The organism is Polaromonas sp. P1_F9 (assembly GCF_056405615.1).
Genome location: NZ_JBFUBT010000002.1, coordinates 422,042 through 446,704, shown reverse-complemented (window position 1 = coordinate 446,704; position 24,663 = coordinate 422,042). Strand labels below are relative to the sequence as shown.

19 protein-coding genes and 1 pseudogene are annotated in these 24,663 nt (G+C 64.1%); 12 read left to right on the top strand and 8 right to left on the bottom strand.

Annotated elements, in window-relative coordinates:
- Positions 1 to 379: 379 nt before the first annotated feature.
- Positions 380 to 559, bottom strand: coding sequence for a hypothetical protein (locus AC1DYR_RS07325; protein ID WP_477648863.1), 180 nt, complete (start codon positions 557 to 559; stop codon positions 380 to 382).
- Between the two features lie 333 nt (positions 560 to 892).
- On the opposite strand from AC1DYR_RS07325, the gene AC1DYR_RS07320 reads away from it, so the two are divergent.
- Both AC1DYR_RS07320 and AC1DYR_RS07315 read left to right on the top strand, forming a co-directional pair.
- The gene (locus AC1DYR_RS07320; protein WP_477704505.1) at positions 893 to 1,240 is read left to right on the top strand and encodes an ElaB/YgaM/YqjD family protein; all 348 of its coding nucleotides are present in this window, start codon (positions 893 to 895) and stop codon (positions 1,238 to 1,240) included.
- Positions 1,241 to 1,449: 209 nt separating this feature from the next.
- On the top strand, positions 1,450 to 2,391 hold the full coding sequence (locus AC1DYR_RS07315; protein WP_477704504.1) for a DUF808 domain-containing protein: 942 nt from the start codon (positions 1,450 to 1,452) through the stop codon (positions 2,389 to 2,391).
- 31 nt (positions 2,392 to 2,422) lie between these two features.
- On the opposite strand, the gene AC1DYR_RS07310 is transcribed toward AC1DYR_RS07315, so the two are convergent.
- Both AC1DYR_RS07310 and AC1DYR_RS07305 read right to left on the bottom strand, forming a co-directional pair.
- Positions 2,423 to 2,623 carry a hypothetical protein gene (locus AC1DYR_RS07310; protein WP_477704503.1) on the bottom strand — a complete coding sequence of 67 codons (201 nt, stop codon included), beginning with the start codon at positions 2,621 to 2,623 and terminating at the stop codon, positions 2,423 to 2,425.
- Positions 2,624 to 2,814: 191 nt separating this feature from the next.
- Positions 2,815 to 3,741 (bottom strand): LysR family transcriptional regulator, encoded by a 927-nt coding sequence (locus AC1DYR_RS07305; RefSeq protein WP_457279192.1) that lies wholly within the window; start codon positions 3,739 to 3,741, stop codon positions 2,815 to 2,817.
- Positions 3,742 to 4,193: 452 nt separating this feature from the next.
- Between AC1DYR_RS07305 and AC1DYR_RS07300 the strand changes: the two genes are divergently transcribed.
- The 6 genes from AC1DYR_RS07300 (at position 4,194) to AC1DYR_RS07275 (ending at position 13,859) form a co-directional block, all read left to right on the top strand.
- Entirely contained in the window at positions 4,194 to 5,054 is an 861-nt protein-coding gene (locus tag AC1DYR_RS07300; protein ID WP_477704787.1) for an alpha/beta hydrolase, read from the top strand.
- A 44-nt stretch (positions 5,055 to 5,098) separates the two neighbouring features.
- On the top strand, positions 5,099 to 6,337 hold the full coding sequence (locus tag AC1DYR_RS07295; RefSeq protein WP_477704502.1) for an efflux RND transporter periplasmic adaptor subunit: 1,239 nt from the start codon (positions 5,099 to 5,101) through the stop codon (positions 6,335 to 6,337).
- A gap of 32 nt (positions 6,338 to 6,369) precedes the next feature.
- Positions 6,370 to 9,603, top strand: a complete 3,234-nt coding sequence (locus AC1DYR_RS07290) for an efflux RND transporter permease subunit (RefSeq protein ID WP_477704501.1) — start codon at positions 6,370 to 6,372, stop codon at positions 9,601 to 9,603.
- 30 nt (positions 9,604 to 9,633) lie between these two features.
- On the top strand, positions 9,634 to 11,037 hold the full coding sequence (locus AC1DYR_RS07285) for an efflux transporter outer membrane subunit (RefSeq protein ID WP_477704500.1): 1,404 nt from the start codon (positions 9,634 to 9,636) through the stop codon (positions 11,035 to 11,037).
- Positions 11,038 to 11,560: 523 nt separating this feature from the next.
- Positions 11,561 to 12,820, top strand: coding sequence for a methyltransferase (locus AC1DYR_RS07280; RefSeq protein WP_477704499.1), 1,260 nt, complete (start codon positions 11,561 to 11,563; stop codon positions 12,818 to 12,820).
- 19 nt (positions 12,821 to 12,839) lie between these two features.
- Complete coding sequence (locus AC1DYR_RS07275) at positions 12,840 to 13,859, top strand: tRNA dihydrouridine synthase (protein WP_477704498.1); 1,020 nt, start codon at positions 12,840 to 12,842, stop codon at positions 13,857 to 13,859.
- A gap of 90 nt (positions 13,860 to 13,949) precedes the next feature.
- Here the strand turns inward: AC1DYR_RS07275 and AC1DYR_RS07270 are convergent.
- A pseudogene (locus AC1DYR_RS07270) lies at positions 13,950 to 14,651 on the bottom strand (GNAT family N-acetyltransferase); the annotation flags it as partial.
- Positions 14,652 to 14,779: 128 nt separating this feature from the next.
- On the opposite strand from AC1DYR_RS07270, the gene pdxR reads away from it, so the two are divergent.
- Together pdxR and AC1DYR_RS07260 are read left to right on the top strand one after the other, a co-directional pair.
- On the top strand, positions 14,780 to 16,273 hold the full coding sequence (gene pdxR, locus AC1DYR_RS07265) for a MocR-like pyridoxine biosynthesis transcription factor PdxR (protein WP_477704497.1): 1,494 nt from the start codon (positions 14,780 to 14,782) through the stop codon (positions 16,271 to 16,273).
- A gap of 20 nt (positions 16,274 to 16,293) precedes the next feature.
- Entirely contained in the window at positions 16,294 to 17,154 is an 861-nt protein-coding gene (locus tag AC1DYR_RS07260) for a PA4780 family RIO1-like protein kinase (protein WP_477704496.1), read from the top strand.
- A 20-nt stretch (positions 17,155 to 17,174) separates the two neighbouring features.
- On the opposite strand, the gene AC1DYR_RS07255 is transcribed toward AC1DYR_RS07260, so the two are convergent.
- Positions 17,175 to 18,377 (bottom strand): multidrug effflux MFS transporter, encoded by a 1,203-nt coding sequence (locus tag AC1DYR_RS07255; RefSeq protein ID WP_477704495.1) that lies wholly within the window; start codon positions 18,375 to 18,377, stop codon positions 17,175 to 17,177.
- Positions 18,378 to 18,673: 296 nt separating this feature from the next.
- Between AC1DYR_RS07255 and AC1DYR_RS07250 the strand changes: the two genes are divergently transcribed.
- Positions 18,674 to 21,103 (top strand): cellulase family glycosylhydrolase, encoded by a 2,430-nt coding sequence (locus AC1DYR_RS07250; protein ID WP_477704494.1) that lies wholly within the window; start codon positions 18,674 to 18,676, stop codon positions 21,101 to 21,103.
- Positions 21,104 to 21,127: 24 nt separating this feature from the next.
- Here AC1DYR_RS07250 and AC1DYR_RS07245 read toward each other — a convergent pair whose 3' ends face one another.
- Both AC1DYR_RS07245 and argE read right to left on the bottom strand, forming a co-directional pair.
- Positions 21,128 to 22,087 carry a tripartite tricarboxylate transporter substrate binding protein gene (locus AC1DYR_RS07245; protein WP_477704493.1) on the bottom strand — a complete coding sequence of 320 codons (960 nt, stop codon included), beginning with the start codon at positions 22,085 to 22,087 and terminating at the stop codon, positions 21,128 to 21,130.
- A gap of 50 nt (positions 22,088 to 22,137) precedes the next feature.
- A complete protein-coding gene (gene argE / locus AC1DYR_RS07240; protein ID WP_477704492.1) occupies positions 22,138 to 23,364 on the bottom strand; it encodes an acetylornithine deacetylase in 1,227 nt (408 codons plus the stop codon).
- 180 nt (positions 23,365 to 23,544) lie between these two features.
- Here argE and AC1DYR_RS07235 point away from each other — a divergent pair, with 180 nt between their 5' ends.
- Positions 23,545 to 24,054, top strand: coding sequence for a DUF1993 domain-containing protein (locus tag AC1DYR_RS07235; protein ID WP_477704491.1), 510 nt, complete (start codon positions 23,545 to 23,547; stop codon positions 24,052 to 24,054).
- A gap of 41 nt (positions 24,055 to 24,095) precedes the next feature.
- Here the strand turns inward: AC1DYR_RS07235 and AC1DYR_RS07230 are convergent, their stop codons facing one another.
- Positions 24,096 to 24,611 (bottom strand): hypothetical protein, encoded by a 516-nt coding sequence (locus tag AC1DYR_RS07230; RefSeq protein ID WP_477704490.1) that lies wholly within the window; start codon positions 24,609 to 24,611, stop codon positions 24,096 to 24,098.
- Positions 24,612 to 24,663: the final 52 nt, after the last annotated feature.

Here is a 24,663-nt window from a genome sequence, read left to right as displayed (position 1 = left end):
CCAATACCAATACCAATACCAACAAGGACACGCCATGGCGTGTCCTTGTTTCTTCAGGTGTCCGGGTTCCGGTATTCGGCTGTTGGCTGTTCGGTATTCTTCTCCAACCCCCTTGTGGATGCGCCGAGGAGCACAGGGCCAGACGGATCAGGGCAAAAACTTGTTTGAGCGAAGCGAGTTGTTTTTGACCCCGGCTGGACCGAGCACCGCAGGTTGCCCGTAGCGCAGCGAAGGGACGCGGGAACCAGGGTCGCCTTTTCTTTGCTTACTTTCTTTTGGCGAAGCAAAAGAAAGTGAGTTGCATGCCGGGCAACCCCCGGCCAGCCACCCTCAGCAAAAAGCCCAACGACAGAAAAAACCAGGCCTTAAGGGAGCCGTCTCACGACGGCACATTCACCACCCGCTCATCATCATCCGGAATCAGCGGCATCCCTTCGTCGGGCTCGACCGGCAACTCCAGTGCGTCGTCTTCATCCAGACCTTCCTCGGGTGGGCCGTTACGCGGCTGGCCGTTGTCGGTTGCGCCGGTTTTGAGGGCGGGTCTTCCAATCCTGGGCATTGTGCTTCTCCTTGGGTTTCAAAAGCGTAAGAGGGCGTTTATCAACGGTGCCTGGCCTGGATGCCATTGGCTTGTGAGTTCAGGACGATGATGCGGGTAACCGCGCCAGGGGCTGCCAAGCCAAGCGGCCTTTTTCCTGTCAGTGCGGGCCGACAACCGCGCGGCGCGCACAACACTCTCTTGTCCTACATGCAGCGTATCCGGCTGCGCACAGTCCGCATGCCTGCCGCCGCTTAATGTCGGCAGACACCGATGGACGATCATGAGCCCGTCATCACCGAGGCTCAGATAGATCGCAGAGGTATTTTGCGGAATTTTTTTGAAAGAAGCATCATGGACAAAACCACAGCCTCCACCGGTACGGCTTCCGGTATTGACAACCCCCTGCAGCGCGGCGTCGAGTCTGCCGGAGCAGCGCTCCACAGCGGCATAGATAAAGTGGCTGAGCCAGCCCGCAGTGCGGTAGACCGCGCTTCTTCCGCCGCGCACGAAAGTGTGGACAAGCTGGCCAGCGGTGCCAGCAATGTGGCTGACCGCTTTGCCGACCAGACCCGCCGGGTGACTGAAGCACCAGGCCGGGCCATTGACGCCTCGAAATCGTGGGTCCAGGAAAGGCCCCTGGAGGCTGTCGGTGCCGCCCTGGCGCTGGGTTTTATCCTGGGACGGCTCACCGCACGTTGAGCACCTGGCGCATAAATGCCCCGTTCAAAGCCGCCCGCGAGGCGGCTTTTTGTTGCGCTGAATTTGGGTACAGTAGGTCTTCCCTTTCGGTGCCATCACCACGCATACCAGCGGCACCGGATTCCTGCCAGACCCCGGCCTCACCACGGCCGGGCTTTGCAAGCTTTGCTCATCCCCTTCGGCCCTGCGCCGGCACACGGAACCTACATATGGCCAGCAGCCTTCTCGCGTTGATCGACGACATCGCCACCATCCTTGATGACGTGGCGTTGCTTTCCAAGGTGGCCGCCAAGAAAACCGCCGGCGTGCTGGGTGATGACCTGGCGCTCAACGCCCAGCAGGTCTCGGGTGTCAAGGCAGACCGGGAGTTGCCGGTGGTCTGGGCTGTGGCCAAAGGCTCCTTCGTCAACAAGGCCATCCTGGTGCCGGCCGCGCTGGCCATCAGCGCGTTCATACCGTGGGCCGTCACGCCGCTGCTGATGGTGGGCGGTGCATTTCTTTGTTACGAGGGGTTCGAAAAGCTCGCGCATAAATTCATGCACAGTGCGGACGAACAGGCGGCCGAGCATGAGGCGCTGACTGCCGCACTGACCAACCCCGACGTAGACGTGCTGGCGCTTGAAAAAGACAAGATCAAGGGCGCGGTCCGCACCGATTTCATCCTGTCCGCTGAAATCATCGCGATCACGCTGGGTACCGTGCAGGCCAGTCCCTTCGTGACGCAGGTGGCTGTTCTGGGCGGTATCGCCCTTCTGATGACGGTGGGGGTCTATGGCCTGGTGGCAGGCATCGTGAAGCTGGACGACGGCGGGCTTTACCTCAGCCGGCGTGAAGGAGGCGGCGCCCTGGGGCGCTTGCAGCGCAGCGCAGGCCGCGCCATCCTGCTGGCCGCTCCCTGGCTCATGAAAGGCCTTTCTGTGGCGGGCACCATCGCGATGTTCCTGGTGGGAGGCGGCATTCTGACGCACGGCTTTGCGCCGCTGCATCACGCGATCGAGCTGCTCGCACAAAAAGCGTCGGCCGTAGGCGGAGCAGGTGCCTTGCTGGCCGCGCTCACGCCGCTGGTAATGGACGCACTCACGGGCTTGATCGCCGGTGCGCTGGTGCTGTTCGCCGCCATGCTGGTCAAGCGCGTCCTGGCGCGCCGCTGACACAGAAGAGAGCGAATGGAGAATCCGGCGCTCAGTCGCCGGATCCTGGCTTGGCCGGTTTTTCCGGTTCCTCGTGGCGGCCTTCAGTCTTGCCGGCGGGCTGGTCGTCCGGCACCGGAAATGGCCAGCGGCCTTTTTCACGGGGTGGTGCGGGCATTGCAGCATCCCGCGCGCGCTGCTCCAGTGCCTTTCGGCTCTCGGTATCGGGCGCGGCAACTTTGGGTCTTGGCATGGGTGGTCTTTCGCAGGGAAGAAAGGCTGTGTATGAAAGCAGGCGCGCAAAACGCCGGACAGCCACTGACCTTACTCCTCTGAGGTGTCCTGCGGTGTAGTCTGCGGATGACGCCAGTTGTAGGAAGCCGGGGACGCCGGGAAATGCCGATGCATTCGTCGGTGTAGCGGTTATCGCGTTGTCCACCGCGTTTATTGCGGCAAGCTGCTCTTGCGCTGTATCAGGTCGTGTTTGGCGAACAGGTCGGCGATCCAGTCGACAAACACACGCACCTTGTTGCTCAGGTGGCGATTGGGTGGGTACACCACATGAATGGGTTTGGCCTCGGAACACCAGCCGTTGAACAGGGGTTCCAGCGCACCGCTGCTGATGTGGTGCTGGACCAGGAAGGTGAGCGTCTGCAGGATGCCCAGGCCGGCCAGCGCCGCCGCCACACCTGCGTTCGAGTCATTGACCGACAGCTGGTGGTGTCCGCCGATCTCCACCACCTCGCCGTCTTTTTGCAGGTTGACGGTGTAAAGCTTGCCGTCGCGCGGCGAAAAATAGCGGATCAGCTTGTGCGCCTGCAGCTCGCGCGGGTGCTGCGGCACGCCGTGGCGCTTGAGGTAGGCGGGTGAAGCGCAGGACATCAAATAGAACTCGCCGATGCGGCGCGCCACCAGCGACTGGTCGGTGATCTGTCCGCCGCGGATCACGCAGTCGACATTTTCAGCAAGGATGTCGATCGGCCGGTCGCTCACGCCGAGCTCCAGCTGGATGTCGGGGTAGCGCGCATAAAAGTCGGGCAGGGCTGGAATCACCACCGCCAGGCCCAGTGATGAGGGAATGTCCACCTTGAGCCGGCCACGCGGGCTGGCCTTGGCGCGCGACATGCTCGACTCAAGCTCTTCCATTTCGCCCAGAAGGCGGCCCGCACGTTCGTAATAGGCCGCGCCGTCGGCCGTCACGGTGACTTTGCGCGTGGTGCGGTTGAGCAGCTTGGTGTCCAGCGATTGTTCCAGCGTCTGGATCAGGCGCGTCACCGTGGGCTTGGGCATGCCCATGGAATCTGCCGCTTTGGTAAACGTGCCGGCCTCTACAACCCGTACAAAGGCCTGCATTGCGGAAAACTTATCCATAAAAGAGTCCTGTTCTGGTGAGGGCCGTCAGCGCGTGCCTTGCCTGGCGGGCCGGCGCTGCAAGAGGATATGGGGCAGATACGGAGGCGGTAATAAAAGAATGGCCGCCCGGGAGAGGGCATTTGCCAACAGGGGCTCATCGGCAAAACGGCGAGGGGCGATTGTGACCAGCCCAGCCGGTTCAGGTGCGGGGCGCGAAATAGCCCTGAGAACTTTCCGGGATTGCCCGCTCCCGATTGACCTTGCCCCACAGGGAAGGATGAAACTCCGCGCTCGGATGTTCATGGGAGTTTTCATGGGGGCCGTGATTTTCAGAGGAGAAGCCTGCTTGCTACCCTTCATTGTTGCACTGGTGAAATAAAGTATAAACAAAACGGCTATTTATTAAGCGACCTGGCGCACGTATCTTCTGCTGCATTGCAACAAAGAGGAGCCGCGTGCGGCTCGCCATGATGAACAGCCCACAGCCCGTCCCCGCAGGCGCCGACAAAACCACTCCTCCCTGGGTGGAAAAACAAATCCAGCTGGCGCTGAAAAAGCCGCTGGACGTGCGCTTTTACGGCCGCCGCAGCAGCGCGGGAGTTTCTCCGCTGGTGGTGCATTTCCATGCCGGCGCTTTTGTGGGCGGATCCCTGGAAGGCGGTTCCTGCGTAGCCGGGTTGCTGGCCCAGGCCGGCGCAGTGGTGATGTCGCTGGACTATCCGCTGGCGCCAGAGCACCCTTTCCCCAATGCTGTCGAAATAGGTTATGCCGCGCTGGTCTGGGCCGCCAAGGCCCGCCACAAGCTGGTCGGCGTCGGTGCGCCGGTTTTTGTGGCTGGCGAAGAGGCCGGCGGCAATATTGCTGCCGCCGTGGCGCTGATGGCGCGTGACCAGCACGAGCCGGCGCTGGCGGGGCAGATCCTGATGTCGCCGATGCTGGACCCATGCCTTGCGACCGCTTCGCTGCGCGACGCCGAAGCCGGGCCCGTGGGCTGCACCTGGGCCGACGGCTGGCACAAATACCTGCCCCGGGCCGAAGACGCAAGCCACCCTTACGCCGCACCTGGCGCCGCATTCCGCCTGGCCGGCCTGGCACCGACGCTGCTCATCACGGCGCAGGACGACCCGCTGCGCGACGAAACGCTGGCCTACGCCGCACGGCTGCGCACCGCAGGCCTGATTGCACACGAGACCGTGTTGCCGGTGCCCACCGGCTGGCCCTGCAGCTATCTGCAGCCTTGTGACCACAAGGCCGCGTGGGGCCCTGTCCTGCATGAGCAGTACACCCGTTTTTTCGCCGATGCGCTGGCCGCGCACGCGACCCATTCCTGAGTTTCACAGTTCCTTTTTTCCTTTTTCTTTTGAGGGGTTTCACCATGGCATCGATTCATCTGCATAACAACAAGCGCCGTTTGCTGGCAACCGTCGTGGCCGTTCTGGCATTGACGGGCGTGACGGCCGTCATCTTCGGCGTTTCGGGCACACGTGCCCAGCCCGCTGCGTCCGGCGAGCCGCAGGCCACGCCGGTATCGGTGGCCACCGTCGTGCAAAGCGACGTGTCTGCCTGGGACGAGTTTTCGGGCCGGCTGGAAGCGGTCGAGCGCGTGGATATCCGCTCGCGTGTAGCCGGCACCATCCAGGCCGTGCACTTCCGCGAAGGCGCACTCGTCAAAAAGGGCGACCTGCTGCTGACGATTGACCCGGCGCCCTATGCCGCCGAAGTGGCTCGCGCCGAAGCCCAGGTGGCGGCAGCGCAGGCCCGCGTGACACAGGCCAAGGGCGAACACGAGCGCTCACAGCGCCTGTGGGGCGAGCAGGCCATTTCAAAGCGCGAATTTGACGAGCGCACCAATGGCAAGGGTGAAGCCGACGCCAACCTGCGCGCCGCGCAGGCGGCCCTTCAAACGGCGCAGCTGAGCCTGGGATATTCGCAGGTCCGTGCGCCGGTGGCCGGCCGCGTCGGCAAGCTGGAAGTGACGGTGGGCAACCTGGTCGCCGCAGGCCCGGGCGCTCCCGTGCTGACCACGCTGGTGTCCGTGAGCCCGATTTATGCGAGCTTCGACGCCGACGAGCAGGTCGTGGTCAAGGCGCTCAAGGACGTGCAGGGCGCCAACGCCGGTATCGCGGGCGGCCGCAACCTGGACCGCATCCCGGTGCAGATGGGCACCGCCGCCAGCGCCGACACACCGTTTGAAGGCAAGCTGCAGCTGGTCGACAACCAGGTGGACGCCCGAAGCGGCACCGTGCGCGCACGCGCCGTGTTCGACAACAAGGACGGCCAGCTGATTCCCGGCCAGTTCGCGCGCATCCGCATGGGCCAGGCCACCAAAGGCAAGGCATTGCTGATCAACGAGCGCGCCGTCGGCACCGACCAGAACAAGAAGTTTGTGCTCGTGGTCGGCGCCGACAACAAGGCGATGTACCGCGAAGTCACGCTGGGCGCTTCCGTCGATGGCTTGCGTGTGGTCAAAAGCGGCCTGGCTGCCAACGAACGCATTGTGGTCAACGGCCTGCAGCGCGTCCGCCCCGGTGCGCTGATCACACCGCAGCCGGTCGAGATGACCGCCAAGTCGGAACTCACCGAAAAAGCCGTGAAGGTCGCGGCCAAGTCCTGAGCCGCTCCTTCACCTGAACCAGAAGAATTGCCATGAATCTTTCCAAATTTTTTATTGACCGGCCGATCTTTGCCGGCGTGCTGTCGCTGCTGATGTTCATTGCCGGACTGATCGCGCTGCGCTCGCTGCCGATCGCGGAATACCCGGACGTCGTGCCGCCCACTGTGGTGGTGCGCGCCAACTACCCCGGCGCCAACCCCAAGGTGATTGCCGAGACGGTAGCCACGCCGCTGGAGGAATCCATCAACGGCGTGGACGGCATGCTCTACATGAGCAGCCAGGCCACCACCGACGGGCTGATGACGCTCAACGTCACCTTCAAGCTTGGCACAGACCCCGACAAGGCCCAGCAACTGGTGCAAAACCGCGTTTCGCAAGCCGAGCCGCGCCTGCCCGAAGAAGTGCGCCGCCTGGGCATCACCACCATCAAGAGCTCACCCGACCTCACGATGGTGGTGCATTTGCTGTCGCCCAACGACCGCTACGACATGACCTACCTGCGCAACTACGCGGTGCTCAATGTCAAGGACCGCCTGGCGCGCATCAACGGCGTGGGCCAGGTGCAGCTGTTCGGTTCGGGCGACTACTCGATGCGCGTCTGGCTTGACCCGCAAAAAGTGGCCGAACGCGGTTTGTCCGCCGGCGACGTGGTGCGCGCCATCCGCGAGCAGAACATCCAGGCTGCGGCCGGCGTCGTGGGCGCTTCCCCCGGCCTGCCCGGCGTGGACATGCAACTGTCCATCAATGCCCAGGGCCGTCTGCAAAGCGAAGAAGAGTTCGGCGACATCATCGTCAAGACCGACAAGGGCGGCGCCGTGACACGCCTGCGCGATATTTCTCGTCTGGAACTCGGTGCCTCCGACTACGCCCTGCGTTCACTGCTGGACAACAAGCAGGCTGTGGCCGTGCCGGTGTTTGCCGCACCGGGCTCCAACGCCATCCAGATTTCGGATGACGTGCAGGCCGTGATGAAGGACCTGAAAAAGAACATGCCCGAAGGCGTGGACTACGAGATCGTTTACGACACCACGCAGTTTGTGCGCTCGTCCATCGAGGCCGTGGTGCACACGCTGCTCGAAGCCGTGGCGCTGGTGGTGCTGGTTGTGATCATCTTTTTGCAGACCTGGCGCGCTTCCATCATCCCGCTGCTGGCCGTGCCTATTTCGGTCATCGGTACCTTCGCGGTGATGCACCTGTTCGGCTTTTCGATTAACGCGCTCAGCCTGTTCGGGCTGGTGCTGGCCATCGGCATTGTGGTGGACGACGCCATCGTGGTGGTGGAGAACGTGGAGCGAAACATCGAGGCGGGACTGAGTCCGCGCGACGCCACCTACCGTGCCATGCGGGAGGTGTCCGGGCCCATCATCGCGATTGCGCTGGTGCTGATCGCCGTGTTCGTGCCACTGGCTTTCATCACCGGTCTTTCGGGTCAGTTCTACAAGCAGTTCGCCCTGACCATCGCGATCTCCACAGTGATCTCGGCCGTCAATTCGCTGACCCTGTCACCTGCGCTCGCCGCCTTGCTGCTAAAGAGCCACGACGCACCGAAAGACGCGCTGACCCGCGGTATGGACAAAGTGTTCGGCCGCTTCTTCGCAGGCTTTAACCGCTTGTTCGGTCGCGGGGCTGAAAACTACAGCCGTGGTGTCAAGGGCGCGATCTCGCGCAAGGCCGTCATGCTGGGTGTGTACCTGGTGCTGGTGCTGTCCACCACGGCGCTCTTCAAAGCGGTGCCCAGCGGTTTTGTGCCCGGGCAGGACAAGCAATACCTGATCGGTTTTGCCCAGCTGCCTGACGGCGCCACGCTGGACCGCACCGAAGACGTGATCCGCAAGATCAGCGACATCGCCATGAAGCAACCCGGCGTGGAACACGCGATTGCGTTCCCCGGCCTGTCGATCAACGGCTTCACCAACAGCTCCAACTCGGGCATCGTGTTTCTCTCGCTCAAGCCTTTCGACGAGCGCAAGAGTGCGGACCTGAGCGCAGGCGCCATCGCCGGCCAGTTGAACGGAAAATTCGGCGGTATCCAGGAGGCGTTCATCGCGATGTTCCCGCCGCCGCCCGTGCAGGGCCTGGGCACCACCGGCGGCTTCAAGCTGCAGCTGGAAGACCGGGGCTCGCTCGGTTATGCCGCGCTGGACGCCGCCACCAAGGCCTTCATGGCCAAGGCCTACCAGACGCCCGAATTGGCTGGCATGTTCTCGAGCTTCCAGGTCAACGTGCCGCAGCTCTATGCCGACATCGACCGCACCAAGGCGCGCCAGCTCGGCGTGCCGGTGACTGACGTGTTCGACACCATGCAGATCTACCTGGGCAGCCTGTATGCCAACGACTTCAACAAGTTCGGCCGCACGTATTCCGTGCGGGTGCAGGCTGACGCGCCTTACCGCGCACGCGCTGAAGACATCGGCCTCCTGAAGGTGCGCTCGGCCACCGGCGAGATGGTGCCGCTGTCGGCGCTGATGAAAGTCACGCCCAGCTTTGGCCCCGAACGCGCCATGCGCTACAACGGCTTCCTGTCGGCCGATATCAACGGCGGTGCCGCGCCCGGTTATTCGTCGGGCCAAGCGCAGGATGCGGTCGCCCGCATTGCGGCCGAGACGCTGCCGCCCGGCATCAGCTACGAGTGGACGGACCTCACGTACCAGGAAATCATTGCCGGCAATTCGGCCATGTGGGTGTTCCCGCTGGCGCTGCTGCTGGTCTTCCTGGTGCTGGCTGCACAGTATGAAAGCCTGACCCTGCCGATCGCCATCGTGCTGATCGTTCCCATGGGCCTCCTGGCCGCCATGCTGGGCGTGAAGCTGACCGGCGGCGACAACAATATCTTCACGCAGATCGGCTTGATCGTGCTGGTGGGGTTGTCTGCGAAGAACGCGATTTTGATCGTGGAGTTTGCACGCGAGCTGGAGTTTGCCGGGCGCACGCCGCTGCAGGCTGCGATTGAAGCGAGCCGCCTGCGTCTGCGTCCCATCCTGATGACCTCGCTGGCTTTCATCATGGGCGTGCTGCCCCTGGTGCTGTCCTCCGGTGCGGGCGCCGAAATGCGCCATGCCATGGGTGTGGCCGTGTTCTCGGGAATGATTGGTGTGACGGCTTTCGGCCTGTTCCTCACGCCGGTGTTCTATGTCACGCTGCGCCGCCTCACGGGCAACCGTCCGCTCAAGCTGCATGGAGAGGTGCCGCACGTCGAGGCCTTCGCAGGCAGTGGTGGTGCAGGCGCGCACGCGCAGCCGGCAGCGCCCCTCAAGCTTCACGAATAACAACAAGCATCAAAGGTACAGGAGTTCATCATGAACCACACAACGTCCAAACTGCGCACCGCGCTGCTGCCTTTGCTGGCTGCCCTGGTGCTGGCCGGCTGCGCCACCAGCGCGTCGGTTGACCCGGCGAGCATTCCGGCTGCACCTGCGGCCTACAAGGAAAACGCTGCCGCGCCGGCCGTTGCCACGGCAACGGCCCCGCAATCACAAGGCACCTGGTGGAAGGCATTCGCCGACCCGGTGCTCGACCAGCTGGTCGAGCAGGCCGGCAATAACAACAATAGCGTCAAGGTGGCCGCGGGCCGGCTGGCCCAGGCGCGCGCCATCCTGCGCAACACCGATGCCGACCGCCTGCCGCAAGTCGGGTTGAGCGGCGGCGCCGTGCGCCAGAGCAACATCACCACCAACCGCGTCGCGCAGACCACGGTCACAGCCGCCGCCAACTTTTCGTATGAAGTCGATTTGATCGGCAAGCTCTCGCTGAATTCAGACGCCGCATCGCTGGACGCGAAGTCGCGCGAAGCCTTGCTGCGCAGCACCCAGCTGCTGGTGCAGGCCGATGTGGCGCAAACCTACCTCAACCTGCGCGCGCTCGACACCGAACGCACGCTGGTGCGCGACACGCTGCAGGCTTACCGCAACACGCTGCGCCTGACGGAAATCCGCTTCAAGGAAGGCGACGTGGCCGAGCTCGACGTGGCCCGCGTGCGCACCGAGGTCGCCTCGACCGAGTCCGATGCACTGGCACTCGACCAGCGCCGCGCCGTGCTGGAGCATGCCCTGGCTGTGCTGGTGGGCGAGGTGGCGTCGAACTTTGCCGTCGCGCCTGCTGAATGGTCGACTGCCTTGCCGGTGATACCGGCCGGTGTGCCCAGCACCGTGCTGGAGCGCAGGCCCGATGTGTCCGCCGCGCAAAACACCATGCAGGCCGCGCAGGCCCGTGTCGGTGTCGCCCAGGCTGCGTGGTTCCCGACCTTTTCGCTGACAGGCAACGCCGGTTATGCCGCTCCCGAGATCAAGGACCTGTTCAAGGTCTCGACCCAGGCCTGGGGTGTGGGCGCGTTGCTCTCGCTGCCGATCTTTGACGGCGGACGCCGCAAGGCCGGCGTGCAGAACGCGAATGCCGAACTCGACATCGCCCTGGCCAACTACCGCGAGCAGATCCTCGTCGCCTTCAAGGACGTGGAAGACCAGCTCTCGGCCCTGCGCCTGCTGGCCGAGCAGTCGGAGGCGCAATCGCGCTCGGTGGCTTCGGCCACGCGCGCCACGGTGCTGTCGGATTCGCGCTACCGCAATGGTTTTGTCAGCCAGCTCGAGTTGCTGGACGCGCAGCGCAGCGAATTGCGCAACCGCCGCCAGGCGCTGCAGGTCAAAACCGCGCAGTACCTGGCAACGGTGGGGCTGATCCGGGCGCTGGGTGGCGGGTGGGCTTGATTGCACACCCCTGTTGAGGCTCACTTCGTGTAGCCTCCTCTCCCCTTGCAGGGGACAGGCGCCTTGGGGCCGGCAAAGCCGGACCCCGGCCCCTGCTGGTGAGGAGGGGAGCGCCCCTTTTGAGGCTCTTCCCTTGCAGGGGGACGGCGCCTGCGGCCTGGCGGAGCCAGTTCCGCGGCCCCTGCTGGTGGAATACCTCCCCTTGCTGACGGTGCGGTTGCTATCTAATTCATAGCTGGTAGCGCATGTCCTTATTGGGCTGGAGGCCAAAATCGTTCTTGAAAATGGCCTGAAAAGTGCCCTAGAGGCTGTTTTGGGGCTGCTGAACGTCCAAAACAGCCCGTAGACCTTCAAAAAGCCCTTTTTTGAGTGCCAAAAGTGGCTGTAGCGCAATCAGGACGTGCGCGAGCAGCTATTAAATTGATAGTGATTAGGCAGCGCTTGCAGCCGCTGGGGCCGGCCATCTGTTAAAACACTTGGCTTCCTTCTTTGTTCTTCTTTGTGTCTGCCCCTGATGCCCTTGATGCCTGCCTCACCTGCCGTTCCCGTTGCTTCTTCCGCTACCTCTTCTCCTGAGCCCGCCACCATCCACTGGACGGAGGGCGGCGAGGCGCGTTCTGCGCGCTGGCGTTCCGAGCGCGGCGCGCTGCCACCCAAGCGTGTGGTGATCGCGGACGACACCCTCGCTGCGGATGCCGCTTACCGCCTGGCGTGCGAAGGCACGGGCCTGCTCTGGCGCGGCGACTTCCAGAATGCCCGCCTGCTGCTGCAGGCGCTGGCGCGCCGTGTCGACAAACCGGCCAAGCCCAAACGCGAGAAACGCGTCAAGGACCAGAAGGCCGGAGAGGCCAGCGCCCAGGTTGAAGCACACGCACCGGTTTTCCCGGAAGCCTTTCACCTGCACCGTCAGTCACAGGCGCAGCGCGCCCGCGTGCTGGGCATGGTGCTGATCCCGTTTGACGCGGACTACAGCATCCCCTTGCGCCGTGCGCCCGATGCCAAAAAAGCCTGCGCCGAAGCCTGGGGCCCTGCCCGGGATGGAGCGGTTCCCTCCGTCGCATCACTGCGCGAGCTGATGGGTTTCATCAGCTCGCATGAATGGCGCCGCAAGGGCGTGCCCATCCCCGCGCTGGGCGAAAACGGGCCGCACAACCGCATCCATCCGCACTACGGCGTTTTCTCGCCGGTGCGCGGCGAATACATCGACCTGGTGGCCCAGGCGCCCGTGCCTGAAGGCACCGATGACCTGACCGGTTTTGACATCGGCACCGGCACCGGCGTGCTGGCCGCCGTGCTGGCGCTGCGCAGCGGCATACAGCGCGTGGTGGCCACCGACCAGGACCCGCGCGCGCTGGCTTGTGCACGCGACAACCTCAAGCGCCTGGGCTTTCCGCAAGTCGAGGTGCGCGAGGCCAACCTGTTCCCCGACGGCAAGGCGCACATCATCGTCTGCAACCCGCCGTGGTTGCCGGCGCGGCCCGGCTCGCCGCTGGAGCATGCGGTGTACGACGAAGACAGCCGCATGCTGCTGGGCTTCCTCAACGGCCTGGCGGTGCACCTGGAGCCCAAAGGCGAGGGCTGGCTGATCCTGTCGGACATCGCCGAGCACCTGGGCCTGCGCACGCGCCCTTGGCTGCTGGCGGCGATCGATGCAGCGGGCCTCAAGGTGGTGGACCGGCTTGACGCGCAGCCGCATCACCCCAAGGCCTCGGACGCCAGCGATGCGCTGCATGCGGCACGCGCGGCGGAAGTCACGTCCTTGTGGCGGTTGGCCGCCAAATAGAAACCAGAAGCAGGGTGGGATGAGTACTGAACCACGCGCTACCGTCCTGCTGGCCCCGATGGAAGGCCTGCTGGACTTTGTGCTGCGCGACATCCTCACGCGGGTCGGCGGCATTGACCGCTGCGTCTCTGAATTCATCCGCATCACCGACCAGCTGTTGCCCGAGCGGGTGTTCTTGCGCATCGTGCCCGAGCTGCACCACGGCGGCCGCACGCTGGCCGGTGTGCCGGTACGCGCGCAGTTGCTGGGCTCCGACCCGGGCTGCATGGCCGAGAATGCCGCGCGACTCGCGAGCCTCGGTCCGGCAGGCATTGACCTGAACTTTGGCTGCCCGGCCGCGGTGGTCAATCGCCACGGCGGCGGTGCATCGCTGCTGCGCGAGCCCGAAACCCTGACGGCCGTCGTCGGCGCGGTTCGCCGGGCGGTGCCGGCCGGCATGCCCGTTTCGGCCAAGATGCGGCTGGGCTACGAAGACGACGCGCGTGCCGTGGAATGTGCGCTCGCCATCGAAGCCGGCGGCGCCGGCGAACTGGTCGTACACGCCCGCACCAAAGCCCAGGCCTACAAGCCGCCCGCCTACTGGGAACGCATCGCCGACATCCGTGCCGCAGTCAGGATTCCGGTGGTGGCCAACGGCGAGATATGGACAGTGGAAGATGCGCGGCGCTGCCGTGAAGCTTCAGGTTGCGACGTGCTGATGATCGGCCGCGGCGCGGTGCGCGACCCGGGCCTGGGGCTGGCGATCAAGGCCGACATGGCCGGTGGGCACCATGCCGCTGTGGGTTGGCCGACGCTGCTGCCGCTGATCGCCGACTTCTGGCACATCGTTTGCTCACGGCTTGAAACACGTGCGAGAGCTGGGCGCCTCAAGCAGTGGCTGAATTTTTTGCGGCGGCGCTTCCCGGAGGCCGAAACTGCCTACCAATTGCTCAAGACCATAAACCACCCAGCCTTGATCGATGAATGGCTGGCGCAGGCGCTGCGCAGCCATGAGCTTGAACCGCCGCGTGTGCGGCAGCCCCTGCCTGAAATCGCCTGAGGGGGGCGCGCACGGCAGACCCAAACAGCGCTGGCCCTGGGCCCATCGCTACGCGGCTATTTTCATTGAAGCCATAGGCATCAGGCGGCCGCGAATCTCCCCCAGCGGCAAGATCTGCGCGCCTTGTGCATCGAAGTTATCCAGCGACAGCCAGCTTTCGAAGGCCTTCTTCAAGAGCGGCCATTCACCGTCGATGATGGAAAACCAGGCGGTGTCGCGCGTCCTGTTCTTGTAGACGAGGAGCTGCCGGAAAACGCCTTCGAAGCTGAAGCCGAGCCTGGCGGCAGCGCTGCGCGACGGTGCGTTGAGGCTGTCGCATTTCCACTCGTAGCGGCGGTAGCCGAGCGTTTCGAAGACCAGTTTCATCAGCAGGTACTGGGCTTCGGTGGAGGCGCGGCTGCGCTGCAGCAGCGGCGAGAAGATCACGTGCCCGACCTCAATGACGCCGTTGGCGGTGTCCATGCGCATCAGCGACAGCGTCCCGACCGCGCGCTGGGTGCCGGCGTCCACGACCGTGTAGTGCAATGGGTCGGCGCTGGCCGCGTTGCGTTCGAGGTAGGCGTCGAAATCGCTGCGCGCGGTAAATGGCTCGGGGGCGAGGTAGGTCCAGGCCCGGCCGTCGGGCGCGGCGGCGTAGGCGGTGAACAGGTCGTCGCCATGGCGCCTGGCGTCCAGTGGTTCGAGGCGGCAATACCGGCCTTCGAGTGTGATACGCGGCGGTTTCGGCCTTTCTTTCCAGCCCTGCATGGCTTCGCCAATGGGTTGCCCGTAGGCGTTTGTGCGTGTGGTCATCGATGCTCCTGTGAGTTTGAGCGCTCAGGTTAAGATCTTTGTGGCCCTTAATAAAGTGCCATAGTGTGGCTATTTTGTGGTGCCACGATTTACGACGGAACTCCTCACCGTTCAACAACCCTTGCGCGATGCCCTCTACCGATTCCGCTAACAAGTCCGCTCCAAAGCATTCCGCTCCGCAGGGCTTCCTGGAAGCCCCGCTCGACAGATCCGACGCCGAACCCCTGCAGCGCCAGCTTTACCGCAGGCTCAAGGTGGCCATCCTCAAGGGCCAGCTCGCCGCGGGCAGCCGCCTGCCCGGTTCGCGCGCATTGGCGCAAACCCTGTCGGTCTCGCGCAATACCGTGGCGATTGCCTATGAACACCTTGTGTCCGAGGGTTATGTCCGCGCCGACCGGCAGGGCAGCACCGTGGCTACCCTGGTGCGCCCGGCCGTGCGGGAGGCGCAGCCCGACGCCACCGCGCCATCCCGTGTGGCACTGCGCCTGTCCCGCATTCGCTCGGGCCCCGCACGCCTTGACACCAGCACCGCCCTGCGACCCGGTGTGCCGGCGCTTTCCCACTTTCCGCTGGCTGTATGGCGCAGGATGCTGGATCGCGCAGTGCGTGAGGCCTTGCCGGCGGCGCTGCATTACGGCGACCCTTTCGGCCAGTCTGAACTGCGCACCGCCATTGCGCGTCACCTGGCGATCACGCGCGGCGTGCATTGCGAGCCGGCGCAGGTCATCGTGACGGAAGGCGCGCAGGAAGCGCTCATGCTGTGCGTGCGCTTGCTGACCAACCCGGGCGACACGGCCTGGGTGGAAGACCCGGGCTACCGGGGCGCCAAGGCAGCGATGCATGCGGGTGACCTGCGCATCGTGCCGAAACGCATGGACGACGAAGGCCTGCACATCGGCGCGGCGGATTGGCGCTCACGCACGCCGCGGCTGATTTACACGACGCCTTCGCACCAGTATCCGATTGGCGTGGTGATGTCGGTGGCACGCCGCCTGGCCTTGATGTCTGCCGCGCGCAGGCACGGCGCCTGGATCATTGAAGACGACTACGACAGCGAATTCCGCCACGCCGGCGAACCCATAGGCGCCATGCAGGGCCTGGTGGCCGATGCGCCTGTGCTCTACGTCGGCACGTTTTCCAAAACCATGTTCCCCTCGTTGCGCCTGGGTTTCGTGGTCATGCCAAAGCCACTGCTGGCTTCAGCGCAGGACGCCTTGCGCGAGATGCTTCGCGGCGGCCACAGCCATGAGCAGCTTGCCATGGCCGGCTTTATCGAGTCCGGGCAGTTTGTGCGGCACCTGGGGCGAATGCGGCGGCTGTACCGTGAGCGCCAGCACGCCCTGCGGGAAGCGCTGACGCGGCACCTGCGCGTTCCGCATGTCATTGAAGGCGGGCAGGGCGGCCTGCACCTGGCCGTCCGGCTACCGAGGGACTTCGCAGACGCTCGCATTGCGGAAGCCGCCCGGCGCTACGGGATGGCGCCCATGCCGCTTTCCTCGTTTGCCATGGCGCCGGCACCTGAAGACAACGGCCTTGTGCTGGGCTACGGAAACACCGCGACGGAGCTGCTGGACCCTCTCGTCAAACGCCTGTCGCAGCTGGTGCTGACGGCAGGAGGCTGAGCCCGGCGCACAATGGCACCATGAAAACACCCAAGAGGCTGCAGTCGCTGCTCGAAGAAGGCCTGATCGATACCGTGGTACGGCAACTGATGAGCGGCAAGGAAGCCATGGTGTATGTGGTGCGCTGCGGTGATGAAACCCGCTGCGCCAAGGTCTACAAAGACGCTACCGAGCGCAGCTTTCGCCAGGCGGTGGACTACACCGAGAACCGCAAGGTCAAGAACACCCGGCAGGCGCGCGCCATGGCCAAGGGCACGCGTTTCGGCCGGCAGGCCACCGAAGCGGCCTGGCAAAGCGCCGAGGTCGATGCGTTGTACCGGCTGGCTGCAGCCGGCGTTCGTGTACCTAAACCGTATAACTTCTGTGATGGCGTGCTGCTGATGGAGCTGGTGACCGACGAGCACGGTGACGCAGCACCACGCTTGAACGACGTGGAGTTCACGCCCGAAGACGCGCGGCTGCACCACGCCACGCTGCTCACGGAAGTGGTGCGCATGCTGTGCGCCGGCGTCGTGCACGGCGATTTGTCGGAATTCAATATTTTGCTGGGTGTGACGGACGGCCAGCCCGGCCCGGTCATCATCGACCTGCCGCAGGCGGTAGACGCCGCCGGTAACAACCACGCGGGCCGCATGCTGCTGCGCGACGTGGCGAACCTGCGCGGTTTCTTCGGCCGCTTTGCGCCGGAGCTGCTGCAAACCGACTACGGCAGCGAGATCTGGGACCTGTACCAGCGCGGCGTGCTACAGCCCGAGACGGTGCTGACGGGCCGCTTTGCCCACAAGACAGGCCCGGTCAACCTCGGCGCCGTGATGGGCGAGATTGACGATGCGCGGGCAGAAGATGCCGCACGGCGGTTGCGCATGCAGCAAGCCCGTTAGGCGCGTCTTGTCGCGAGGCGCTAGTGCGCCGGCGCAGTGGCAGCGCGTTTGCCGCCCAGCGTCACGCGCGCCGTGGCATACGCCAGCAAGGCGCATCCGGCGATGCCGGCCACCATGGGCCGGGCGCTGCCGTCGACAAACACGCCCACCACAGCCATCACCACCGCACCGGTGACAAACTGCAGGGTGCCCATGAGGGCCGAGGCCGTGCCGGCAATGGCGCCGTGTTCTTCCAGTGCCAGTACGGCGGTGGTTGGAACCACCAAGCCCAGAAATCCATAGCCCACCAGCATCAGCGCGATCATCACGTCCAGCCTTTCGATGCCCACCAGGTTCAGCACCAGCAGCAGGGCCATCACGGCGGCATAACCCGTCACGGCCACTTTCACGATGGGCACGAGCCCGAAACGCGCAGCCAGCTTGCCCGTGAACTGCGAAACCCCGATGAAGGAGGCCGCGTTGACCGCGAAGGCGATGCTGTACTGGCGCGGTGTCAGTCCGTAGTGGTTGATCAGCACAAAGGACGAGTTGGCAAGGTAGGCAAAAAAGCTCGAAATGCCGAAGGCGCCGATGAAGACGAGGCCGATGAAATGGCGGTCTCGTAGCAGCACGCCGTAGGCGGTTAATGCGCTGCCAAAGCTGCTGTGCACGCGCTGCTCGGCAGGCCGTGTTTCCGGCAAGGTCATGGCCACCAGCACCAGCCCTGCGGCGGCGGCCACGGTGACGGCCCAGAACACGCTGCGCCAGCCGAAGGCTTCAATGAGGAAGCTGCCGGCCAGCGGCGCCAGGATGGGCGAGACGCTGAAGACCAGCATCAGCAGGGACATGAGGCGCGCGGCATCATGGCCGGTATGCAGATCCCGCACCACCGCGCGCGGCACCACCATGCCGGCGCAGGCGCCAAGCCCCTGGATGAAGCGCAGCACCACCAGCGTCTGGATGTCAGGCGCCAGTGCGCAGCCGATGCTGCCCGCGGCAAACAGCAGCAGGCCGAAGTACAGCGGCGGCTTGCGGCCCACCATGTCGGAGACGGGGCCGTAGATGATTTGCCCAATGCCGAGGGAGATGAAAAACGCCATCAGGCTGGCTTGCACCGCGCCCATGGAGGCGCCCAGGCTGTGCCCGATGGAAGGCAGCGCAGGAAGGTACATGTCGATGGCGAAAGGGCCGATGGCGGACAGCAAACCCAGCACCAGGGCTGCCCGGAAGAAACTTTTTGTCATGAATGAAATGAAGTCAAGCCGCTTTGTGTATCGGTAACAAGGAAGAGGGCCTTGCACCAAACGGCACTGTTAAAACCGCCATTGAAAACGCACCAGGGCGGGGCGCAATGGTGGCAAAGAAATTACCTGTGACTTATTGTCGCTGACCTCGCTGTCTCTTGCTTGCGCTGCGCCGGTAACCTGTCAGGCCTGACAGGGGCCGAAATGTAAGCGGGACGCTGTGTTGATTCAAACTGTAATGAAGCCGCAATACGGGGTTTAACCTGAGGTCTTTGGACGAACAGGAGCGCACCCCGATGCATAGACGTGAATTCTCACAGGCCGCCGTGGCGGCGGGCGCGTTGGCCGCCTTTGGGCCTTTCATGACGGCCCGGCTTGCCCAGGCCGCAGCGCCCCTTGCCGCGGCCGGCTCGCCAGCGATGGGAACCAATCTTTCCGGCATGGAATGGGCAAAAACCGGTTTGCGGCGCAACACGAGTTCTGCAACCAATATTCATTTCACCGTGCCGCGCAAGGCCGACGTGGATTATCTTGCCGCCTGCGGTTTCACCAAAAACAGGCTGCCTATTCAATGGGAGCTGCTGCAGCCCATGCTGCATGACACGGTGGCCAACGCTGCGGCCAAAGCGGCGATCGGCAATCCGGGTGTCTTTCATGCTGCGTATGAAGCCTATATCACCGGTGTGCTGGACGCCCATGCGGCGGCGGGCATGAAGTGCATCATCGACAACCATAACTACGGGCGCTACCAGGATTTCAAATTCCAGGCCGACGGATCCGTGCTCGGCCTGACCGTGCCGTCCGACCCGCTGCTGCGACCCTACACCACCGATGCAAGCCAGGTGCAGGTGAGAATTTTTTCGCTGACCGCAGGCGCCACGCTCAAGCAATCCCAGTTTGCGGATTTCTGGGCGCGTGCCGCCACGAAGTGGAAGAACCACCCGGGCTTCGGCGGCTATGGCCTCATGAACGAACCGCACGACCTGCCCAAGCCGGGTGGCCTTATCGCCTCGGATGAAGAAACCGTGAAGGGCGGTGAAGACCTGGCGATCATGGCGGCGTATTCGCAGGCTGCCATCAATGCGATCCGGGCCATCGACCCCGTCAACCCCATTTATGTGGGTGGCAACCAGTACAGCGCGGCCATATCGCTGGGCACCAGGAACCCGGGCTTCCCGGTCACAGGCGCCAACCTCGTGTATGAAGTCCACGTCTACCTTGATGCTTTCGGCAACGGTGCCTCTTTCGATTACGACACGGAAGTCGCCAAGAACTACAGCGCGGGCTTTGGTGTTGGCCCCATCAAGGCTTCCACGGGCATGGACCGCCTGAAGATTGCGGCCGACTGGGTACAGGCCAGGGGCGCGAAGCTGGCGCTCACCGAGATCGGCATGCCGATTGACGACCTGCGGTGGCAAACCATGTTTGCCCAGGCCGTCAACTATGCGCGCCAGGTCAACTGCGAGGTCTATAGCTGGATGGGCGGCAACCACTGGCCCATCCACAACTACGCCATCAACCATGTGCCGGGCTGGCATCAGAACCGCACGCTCGAGCCGCTGGTGTCGGGGCCGATGAAGGCCGCGGTGGGTATTGTGCAGGCCACCGTGTACGACGACGGCCCCGGCTATTCACCCGCCGGTGCACCGCTGACGTTCACGGTGTATGCCCGCGGCAACCTTGCGCAACCCGTGACGCTGACGGTGGCCTCCAACAACGGAGGTGCGCTGAGCAAGTCCAGCCTTGTCATTCCTGCGGGGGCCAACGGCCAGGACACCTTCACCTTCACGCCGGCAGCCAATCGGGTGGCTACGCTGACCTATACCAGCGGCGGCCAGCTGTCGGGCCAGGTGCCGCCGCCGCGCAAGGTGTTCTCGCTGACCGATCCGGTGGCCTACGCTGCCACCAGCCTGGCCGATGCCGCGCTGGCCATCATCGCGAAATACAACGCCTGCAAATGGGACATGGCAAATGGCTACACCGACTACCTGCTGGGTGCGCCCGCCGCGGCCGGGCAGGCGGTGCGCGCGGTGTCGGATTCGGGTTACGGCTCCAGCCCCGGCAATGCCATGGAGATGATCAACTGGATCAACAGGGACGGCCCCAACATGGGCACGATGGCGCCGCCGGTGATGCGCGTGAACGCCGGGGGCAAAAAATATTCGGACCACAGTGTTTACGACACGGCGGGCTTCTGGTGCAAAAAATCAGTGCCGATGGCCGGCATCCAGCCCAATCCGAAAAACCGCGTGCCCTACAACATTGAAGATCCCCATTTCGCCCTTGCCGCGGTCAGTGTTCCGGGGCCCACCAATACCGGCGTGGTTTTCCAGGCCTCAAAGACCGAGACGCTCTACACCTCGGACCTGGGTTTCACCAACAGCCAGCCGTATGCCAAATGGGTGGACTCAGCGGGGCAGACCGTGCAGCTGACCAGCGCCACGAAACTCACTGCGGGTGTGCCTGCCGTGATGGCGCTCACCTCTGCCCCCGGCGCGCAGAGGCTGCGTATCAATTCGGTGCAGGCGGGCACCGCCAGTGCCACGCTGGCGCCCGGTGTGTGCAGCCAGATGCTGATCGGCTGGGGTTATCTCAGCTACTACCCGCGTGGTGGTTTCAGGGGCCACATTTACGCGGTCATTGCGGGCAAAGGCGCCCCCACCGTGACCGAGCTGGCTGTGCTGGAAAAATACCTGGCCTCCGTGGCCGGCGTCACGCTGGCATAGGCCAGCGTTGAAGTATTGCCGGCGCTATTCGACCTTGGCGCCCGATGCCTTCACGACCTCGGCCATGCGCTTGTAGTCCACTGCCAGCAGCTTGGCAAAGTCGGCGTTGCTCAGCGCCAGGGGCTCGATGCCCTGCTTGTCCAGGCGCTCAAGGATGACGGGGTCCTTGAGCAGCTTGGCGATGGCCGCGTTGACGCGGTTGACGTCGGCCGCAGGTGTGCCGGCAGGGCCCAGCAGGCCAAACCACGAGTCAAACTGGTAACCCGGCAAGCCGCTTTCGGCAATGGTGGGGACGTCGGGCAGGTATCTGGAACGCTTGGGTGAGGTCACACCGATCAACCGGATGCGGCTGTCTTTGGCGAAAGCCAGCGCACCAATGCTGGCGGCAATCACGGCCTGTGCGCGGCCCGAGATCACTTCATTGATGGCTTCGCCCGTGGCTTTGAGCGGCACATGCACCACGTCGATGCCGGCCAGGCCATTGAAGTAGGCCATGGAAAGGTGCGTGGCGCTGCCAACGCCGGCTGTCGCGTAATTCATCTTGCCCGGGTTGGCCTTGGCATAGCGGATGTATTCGGCCGCGGTTTTGGCGGGCACCTCGGGGTGGATCATCAGCACGTAGTCGGCGGTGCCGATATGCGCCATGGGGGTGAAGTCTTTTTGCGGGTCGTAGGCGAGTTTGGTGTAGAGCGTGCCGGCGATGTTGTGGCTGGCGGCCGCCAGCACCATCGCACCGCTGTCGGGCGGGGACTTGGCGACATAACCCGTGCCCACGGTGCCGCCCGCGCCGGGCCGGTTTTCTACAATCACGGTTTGGCCCAGCGCAAGGCCGAGCTCGGTGGAGATGGACCGGGCCAGGATGTCCTGCACGCCGCCCGGTGCAAAAGGCACCACGATGCGCGCGATTTTGGGGTTGGCCTGCGCCAGCGCGCTGCCTGCGGTGAGTGCCAGTCCGGTGCCCAGGAAATCTCTGCGTTGCATCATGTGTTCTTTCGGGTGAGGTAGGGGGTTGCAGTGGTCAGTTCACGACGGACTCACGACGGATTGATGCAGAGCTCGTCGGCCAGGCGGCGCATGAAGCGCTCGCACCAGGCCAGTTGTTCCAGCGTGACCCATTCGTTCGGCTGGTGTGCCTGCGCGATATGGCCGGGGCCGCACACGATGGTAGGCACACCGGCCTGATGGAACAATGCAGCTTCCGTGCCAAAAGAGACCTTGCCTGCACCGGAGCTTGCGTCCACGTCTGCGCACTTGAAGCACAACTGGGCGATTTCGCTGTCGGCATCGGTGGCGAAACCCGGCAGCACCGAGTTGAGCTTGTGCGTGATGCCGGTGCCTGCCGACACCGCCTGCATGGCTGGCACCAGGCTGTCGGCAAAAGCCCTGGCTTCATTGAACAGCTCGACCGGTGAATTCATGTGGTGGTGGCGAATCTCCCAGGTCACATCGCAGTCGCGCGGGATGATGTTGAGCGCGGTGCCGCCGGCGATCACGCCGGTGTGGATGGTGGTATGCGGCACGTCGTAGATTGGGTCAAACGGGCCTTCCTTGACCAGTCGCTTGTGCATGGTCTTGAGATGGGCGACAAACTCGCAGGCAATCTCTACCGCGTTCACGCCGAGCGGCGTGAGCGAGGAGTGCGCCTCAAAGCCGCGCACCGAGGTTTTGTAGGCATGCTTGCCCTTGTGCGCAATCACCACCTGCATGCCGGTGGGTTCGCCGACGATGCAGCCCGCAGGCTTGTAACCCTGCTCCACCATGTCGGCAATCAGGCGGCGCACGCCGATGCAGCCGACTTCCTCGTCGTAGCTGAAGGCCAGGTGAACCGGGCGCTTGAGTTTGCGCTTGAGCAGCTCGGGCACCATCATCAGCGCCGTGGCGCCATAGCTTTTCATGTCGGTCACGCCGCGGCCAAACAGCTTGTCTCCGATGACTTGCGCTGCGAACGGGTCGGTGTCCCAGGGCTGGCCGTCCACCGGCACCACGTCGGTATGGCCCGACAGCACGATGCCGCCCACTTTGGTTTCACCGTTCTCCGCGGGCAGGGTGGCCCACAGGTTGGCCTTCTTGCCGCTGTCGTCGTAGGTGCGCCGGCATTCAATGCCCAGCGCTTCAAGCCGCGCCTGCGTCCAGTCAAGAAGGGGCAGGTTGCTGTCGCGCGAGACGGAGGCAAAGGACACCCATTTTTCAATGAGCGGCAGGGCGGCCAGGTCGGCGGCCTGTACGGACTGGCGGGCGGCGGCGGGGAGAGGGGCGTTCATGGTGGGGCCTTTTGGGGAGGGCGGAAATTGGTATGACAGCATACTATTTTGCGAAGGGCTTCGCCGTCCCCGCAGGCCATTGCCGGGCTGCAAAGCGTTCCCGCCGCAATCCGGCGAGAATGCAGGGCGCCGCGTGCAGGGCGCGGCAGGCTATCTCCATTCCTTTACCGAAAGCATTTCATGACCAGCAGCATCTACACCACGTCCGTCCCCGTTTTCAAGCAGATGTTGGGTGGCCTCAAAGGCGTCCTGGCCAAGGCCGAAGCCCACGCTTCCGCCAAAAACATCGACCCGAATGCGCTGTTGCAGGCCCGCCTCTTCCCCGACATGTTCCCCTTGCTGCGCCAGGTGCAAGTGGCCAGCGATTTCGCCAAGAGCGTGTCGGCCCGGCTGGCCGGTGTGGAAGTGCCGAAGATCGAAGACAAGGAAACGACGTTTGCCGAACTGCAGGCGCGTATTGACACCATCCTCGCCTTCGTCGAAGGCCTGGACGTGGCGAAATTTGATGAGGCCGCCACGCGCGAGATCGTCACGCAAGCCGGCACGCCCAAGGAAAAGCGCTTTACCGGCCAGTCCTATTTGCTGAATTACGGCCTGCCGCATTTCTTTTTTCACACCACCACGGCATACGCCATCCTGCGCCACAACGGCGTGGAAGTTGGCAAAAAAGATTACATCGGCTCGTATTGAGCCTGTCGCCGGCGCCTGCGATGGGCGCCTGCTGTTTCGCCCTAGTGGCTCTGTGCCAGCCCGGGCGCTCCGGGCGCAGCCGGTTCCACGGGCGCGCGTGGCGCGTAGCCGCTGCGCGGCCGGGTGGGACTTTGTATCCAGATGGTCGGGTCGGGCATTTCCTGATGGGGGCAGCTGTCGCCGCCGTCAAGCTGCCAGGAAATGCCGTGGAGCCAGTCACTGGCGCGCGGCTCAAAACGCATGATGTCCGCCATCAATACTTTCTGGAAAGCCGCCGCGTAGGTCAGCAGGCGCAGGTCCCACTGCTTCATGATGATGCGCAGGTACATGCCTTCGCCGTGTGTGGGGTTGGCGGTCAGCAACATCTGGCAGTCCAGCCAGTTCGACGGAATGCCCGCCCGCCGGGCAGTGTCACGCAACAGCACCTGAATGAGCTGCTGCCGCACGCCAATGGTGGAGTGTTCGTCGCCGGGGACAGAGACTTCCGATTCGGGGTGGGTGGCGCTTGAGGCCGGTTTTGGCTGGCTTTTCAGTCCAAAGAGCTGTTGAAGTTTCATGAGGTGCCCGCATCGCGTTGTGGCGCCAGCTGTCTGACAAGAGGTATTTTTG

Coding starts and splice junctions, on each gene's coding strand:
- AC1DYR_RS07290 (WP_477704501.1), top strand. CDS start 6,370: ATGAATCTTTCCAAATTTTTTATTGACCGGCCGATCTTTGCCGGCGTG.
- AC1DYR_RS07285 (WP_477704500.1), top strand. CDS start 9,634: ATGAACCACACAACGTCCAAACTGCGCACCGCGCTGCTGCCTTTGCTG.
- AC1DYR_RS07320 (WP_477704505.1), top strand. CDS start 893: ATGGACAAAACCACAGCCTCCACCGGTACGGCTTCCGGTATTGACAAC.
- AC1DYR_RS07325 (WP_477648863.1), bottom strand. CDS start 559: ATGCCCAGGATTGGAAGACCCGCCCTCAAAACCGGCGCAACCGACAAC.
- pdxR (WP_477704497.1), top strand. CDS start 14,780: ATGCCCTCTACCGATTCCGCTAACAAGTCCGCTCCAAAGCATTCCGCT.
- AC1DYR_RS07235 (WP_477704491.1), top strand. CDS start 23,545: ATGACCAGCAGCATCTACACCACGTCCGTCCCCGTTTTCAAGCAGATG.
- AC1DYR_RS07315 (WP_477704504.1), top strand. CDS start 1,450: ATGGCCAGCAGCCTTCTCGCGTTGATCGACGACATCGCCACCATCCTT.
- AC1DYR_RS07230 (WP_477704490.1), bottom strand. CDS start 24,611: ATGAAACTTCAACAGCTCTTTGGACTGAAAAGCCAGCCAAAACCGGCC.
- AC1DYR_RS07305 (WP_457279192.1), bottom strand. CDS start 3,741: ATGGATAAGTTTTCCGCAATGCAGGCCTTTGTACGGGTTGTAGAGGCC.
- AC1DYR_RS07300 (WP_477704787.1), top strand. CDS start 4,194: ATGAACAGCCCACAGCCCGTCCCCGCAGGCGCCGACAAAACCACTCCT.
- AC1DYR_RS07250 (WP_477704494.1), top strand. CDS start 18,674: ATGCATAGACGTGAATTCTCACAGGCCGCCGTGGCGGCGGGCGCGTTG.
- AC1DYR_RS07280 (WP_477704499.1), top strand. CDS start 11,561: ATGCCTGCCTCACCTGCCGTTCCCGTTGCTTCTTCCGCTACCTCTTCT.
- argE (WP_477704492.1), bottom strand. CDS start 23,364: ATGAACGCCCCTCTCCCCGCCGCCGCCCGCCAGTCCGTACAGGCCGCC.
- AC1DYR_RS07260 (WP_477704496.1), top strand. CDS start 16,294: ATGAAAACACCCAAGAGGCTGCAGTCGCTGCTCGAAGAAGGCCTGATC.
- AC1DYR_RS07275 (WP_477704498.1), top strand. CDS start 12,840: ATGAGTACTGAACCACGCGCTACCGTCCTGCTGGCCCCGATGGAAGGC.
- AC1DYR_RS07245 (WP_477704493.1), bottom strand. CDS start 22,087: ATGATGCAACGCAGAGATTTCCTGGGCACCGGACTGGCACTCACCGCA.
- AC1DYR_RS07255 (WP_477704495.1), bottom strand. CDS start 18,377: ATGACAAAAAGTTTCTTCCGGGCAGCCCTGGTGCTGGGTTTGCTGTCC.
- AC1DYR_RS07310 (WP_477704503.1), bottom strand. CDS start 2,623: ATGCCAAGACCCAAAGTTGCCGCGCCCGATACCGAGAGCCGAAAGGCA.
- AC1DYR_RS07295 (WP_477704502.1), top strand. CDS start 5,099: ATGGCATCGATTCATCTGCATAACAACAAGCGCCGTTTGCTGGCAACC.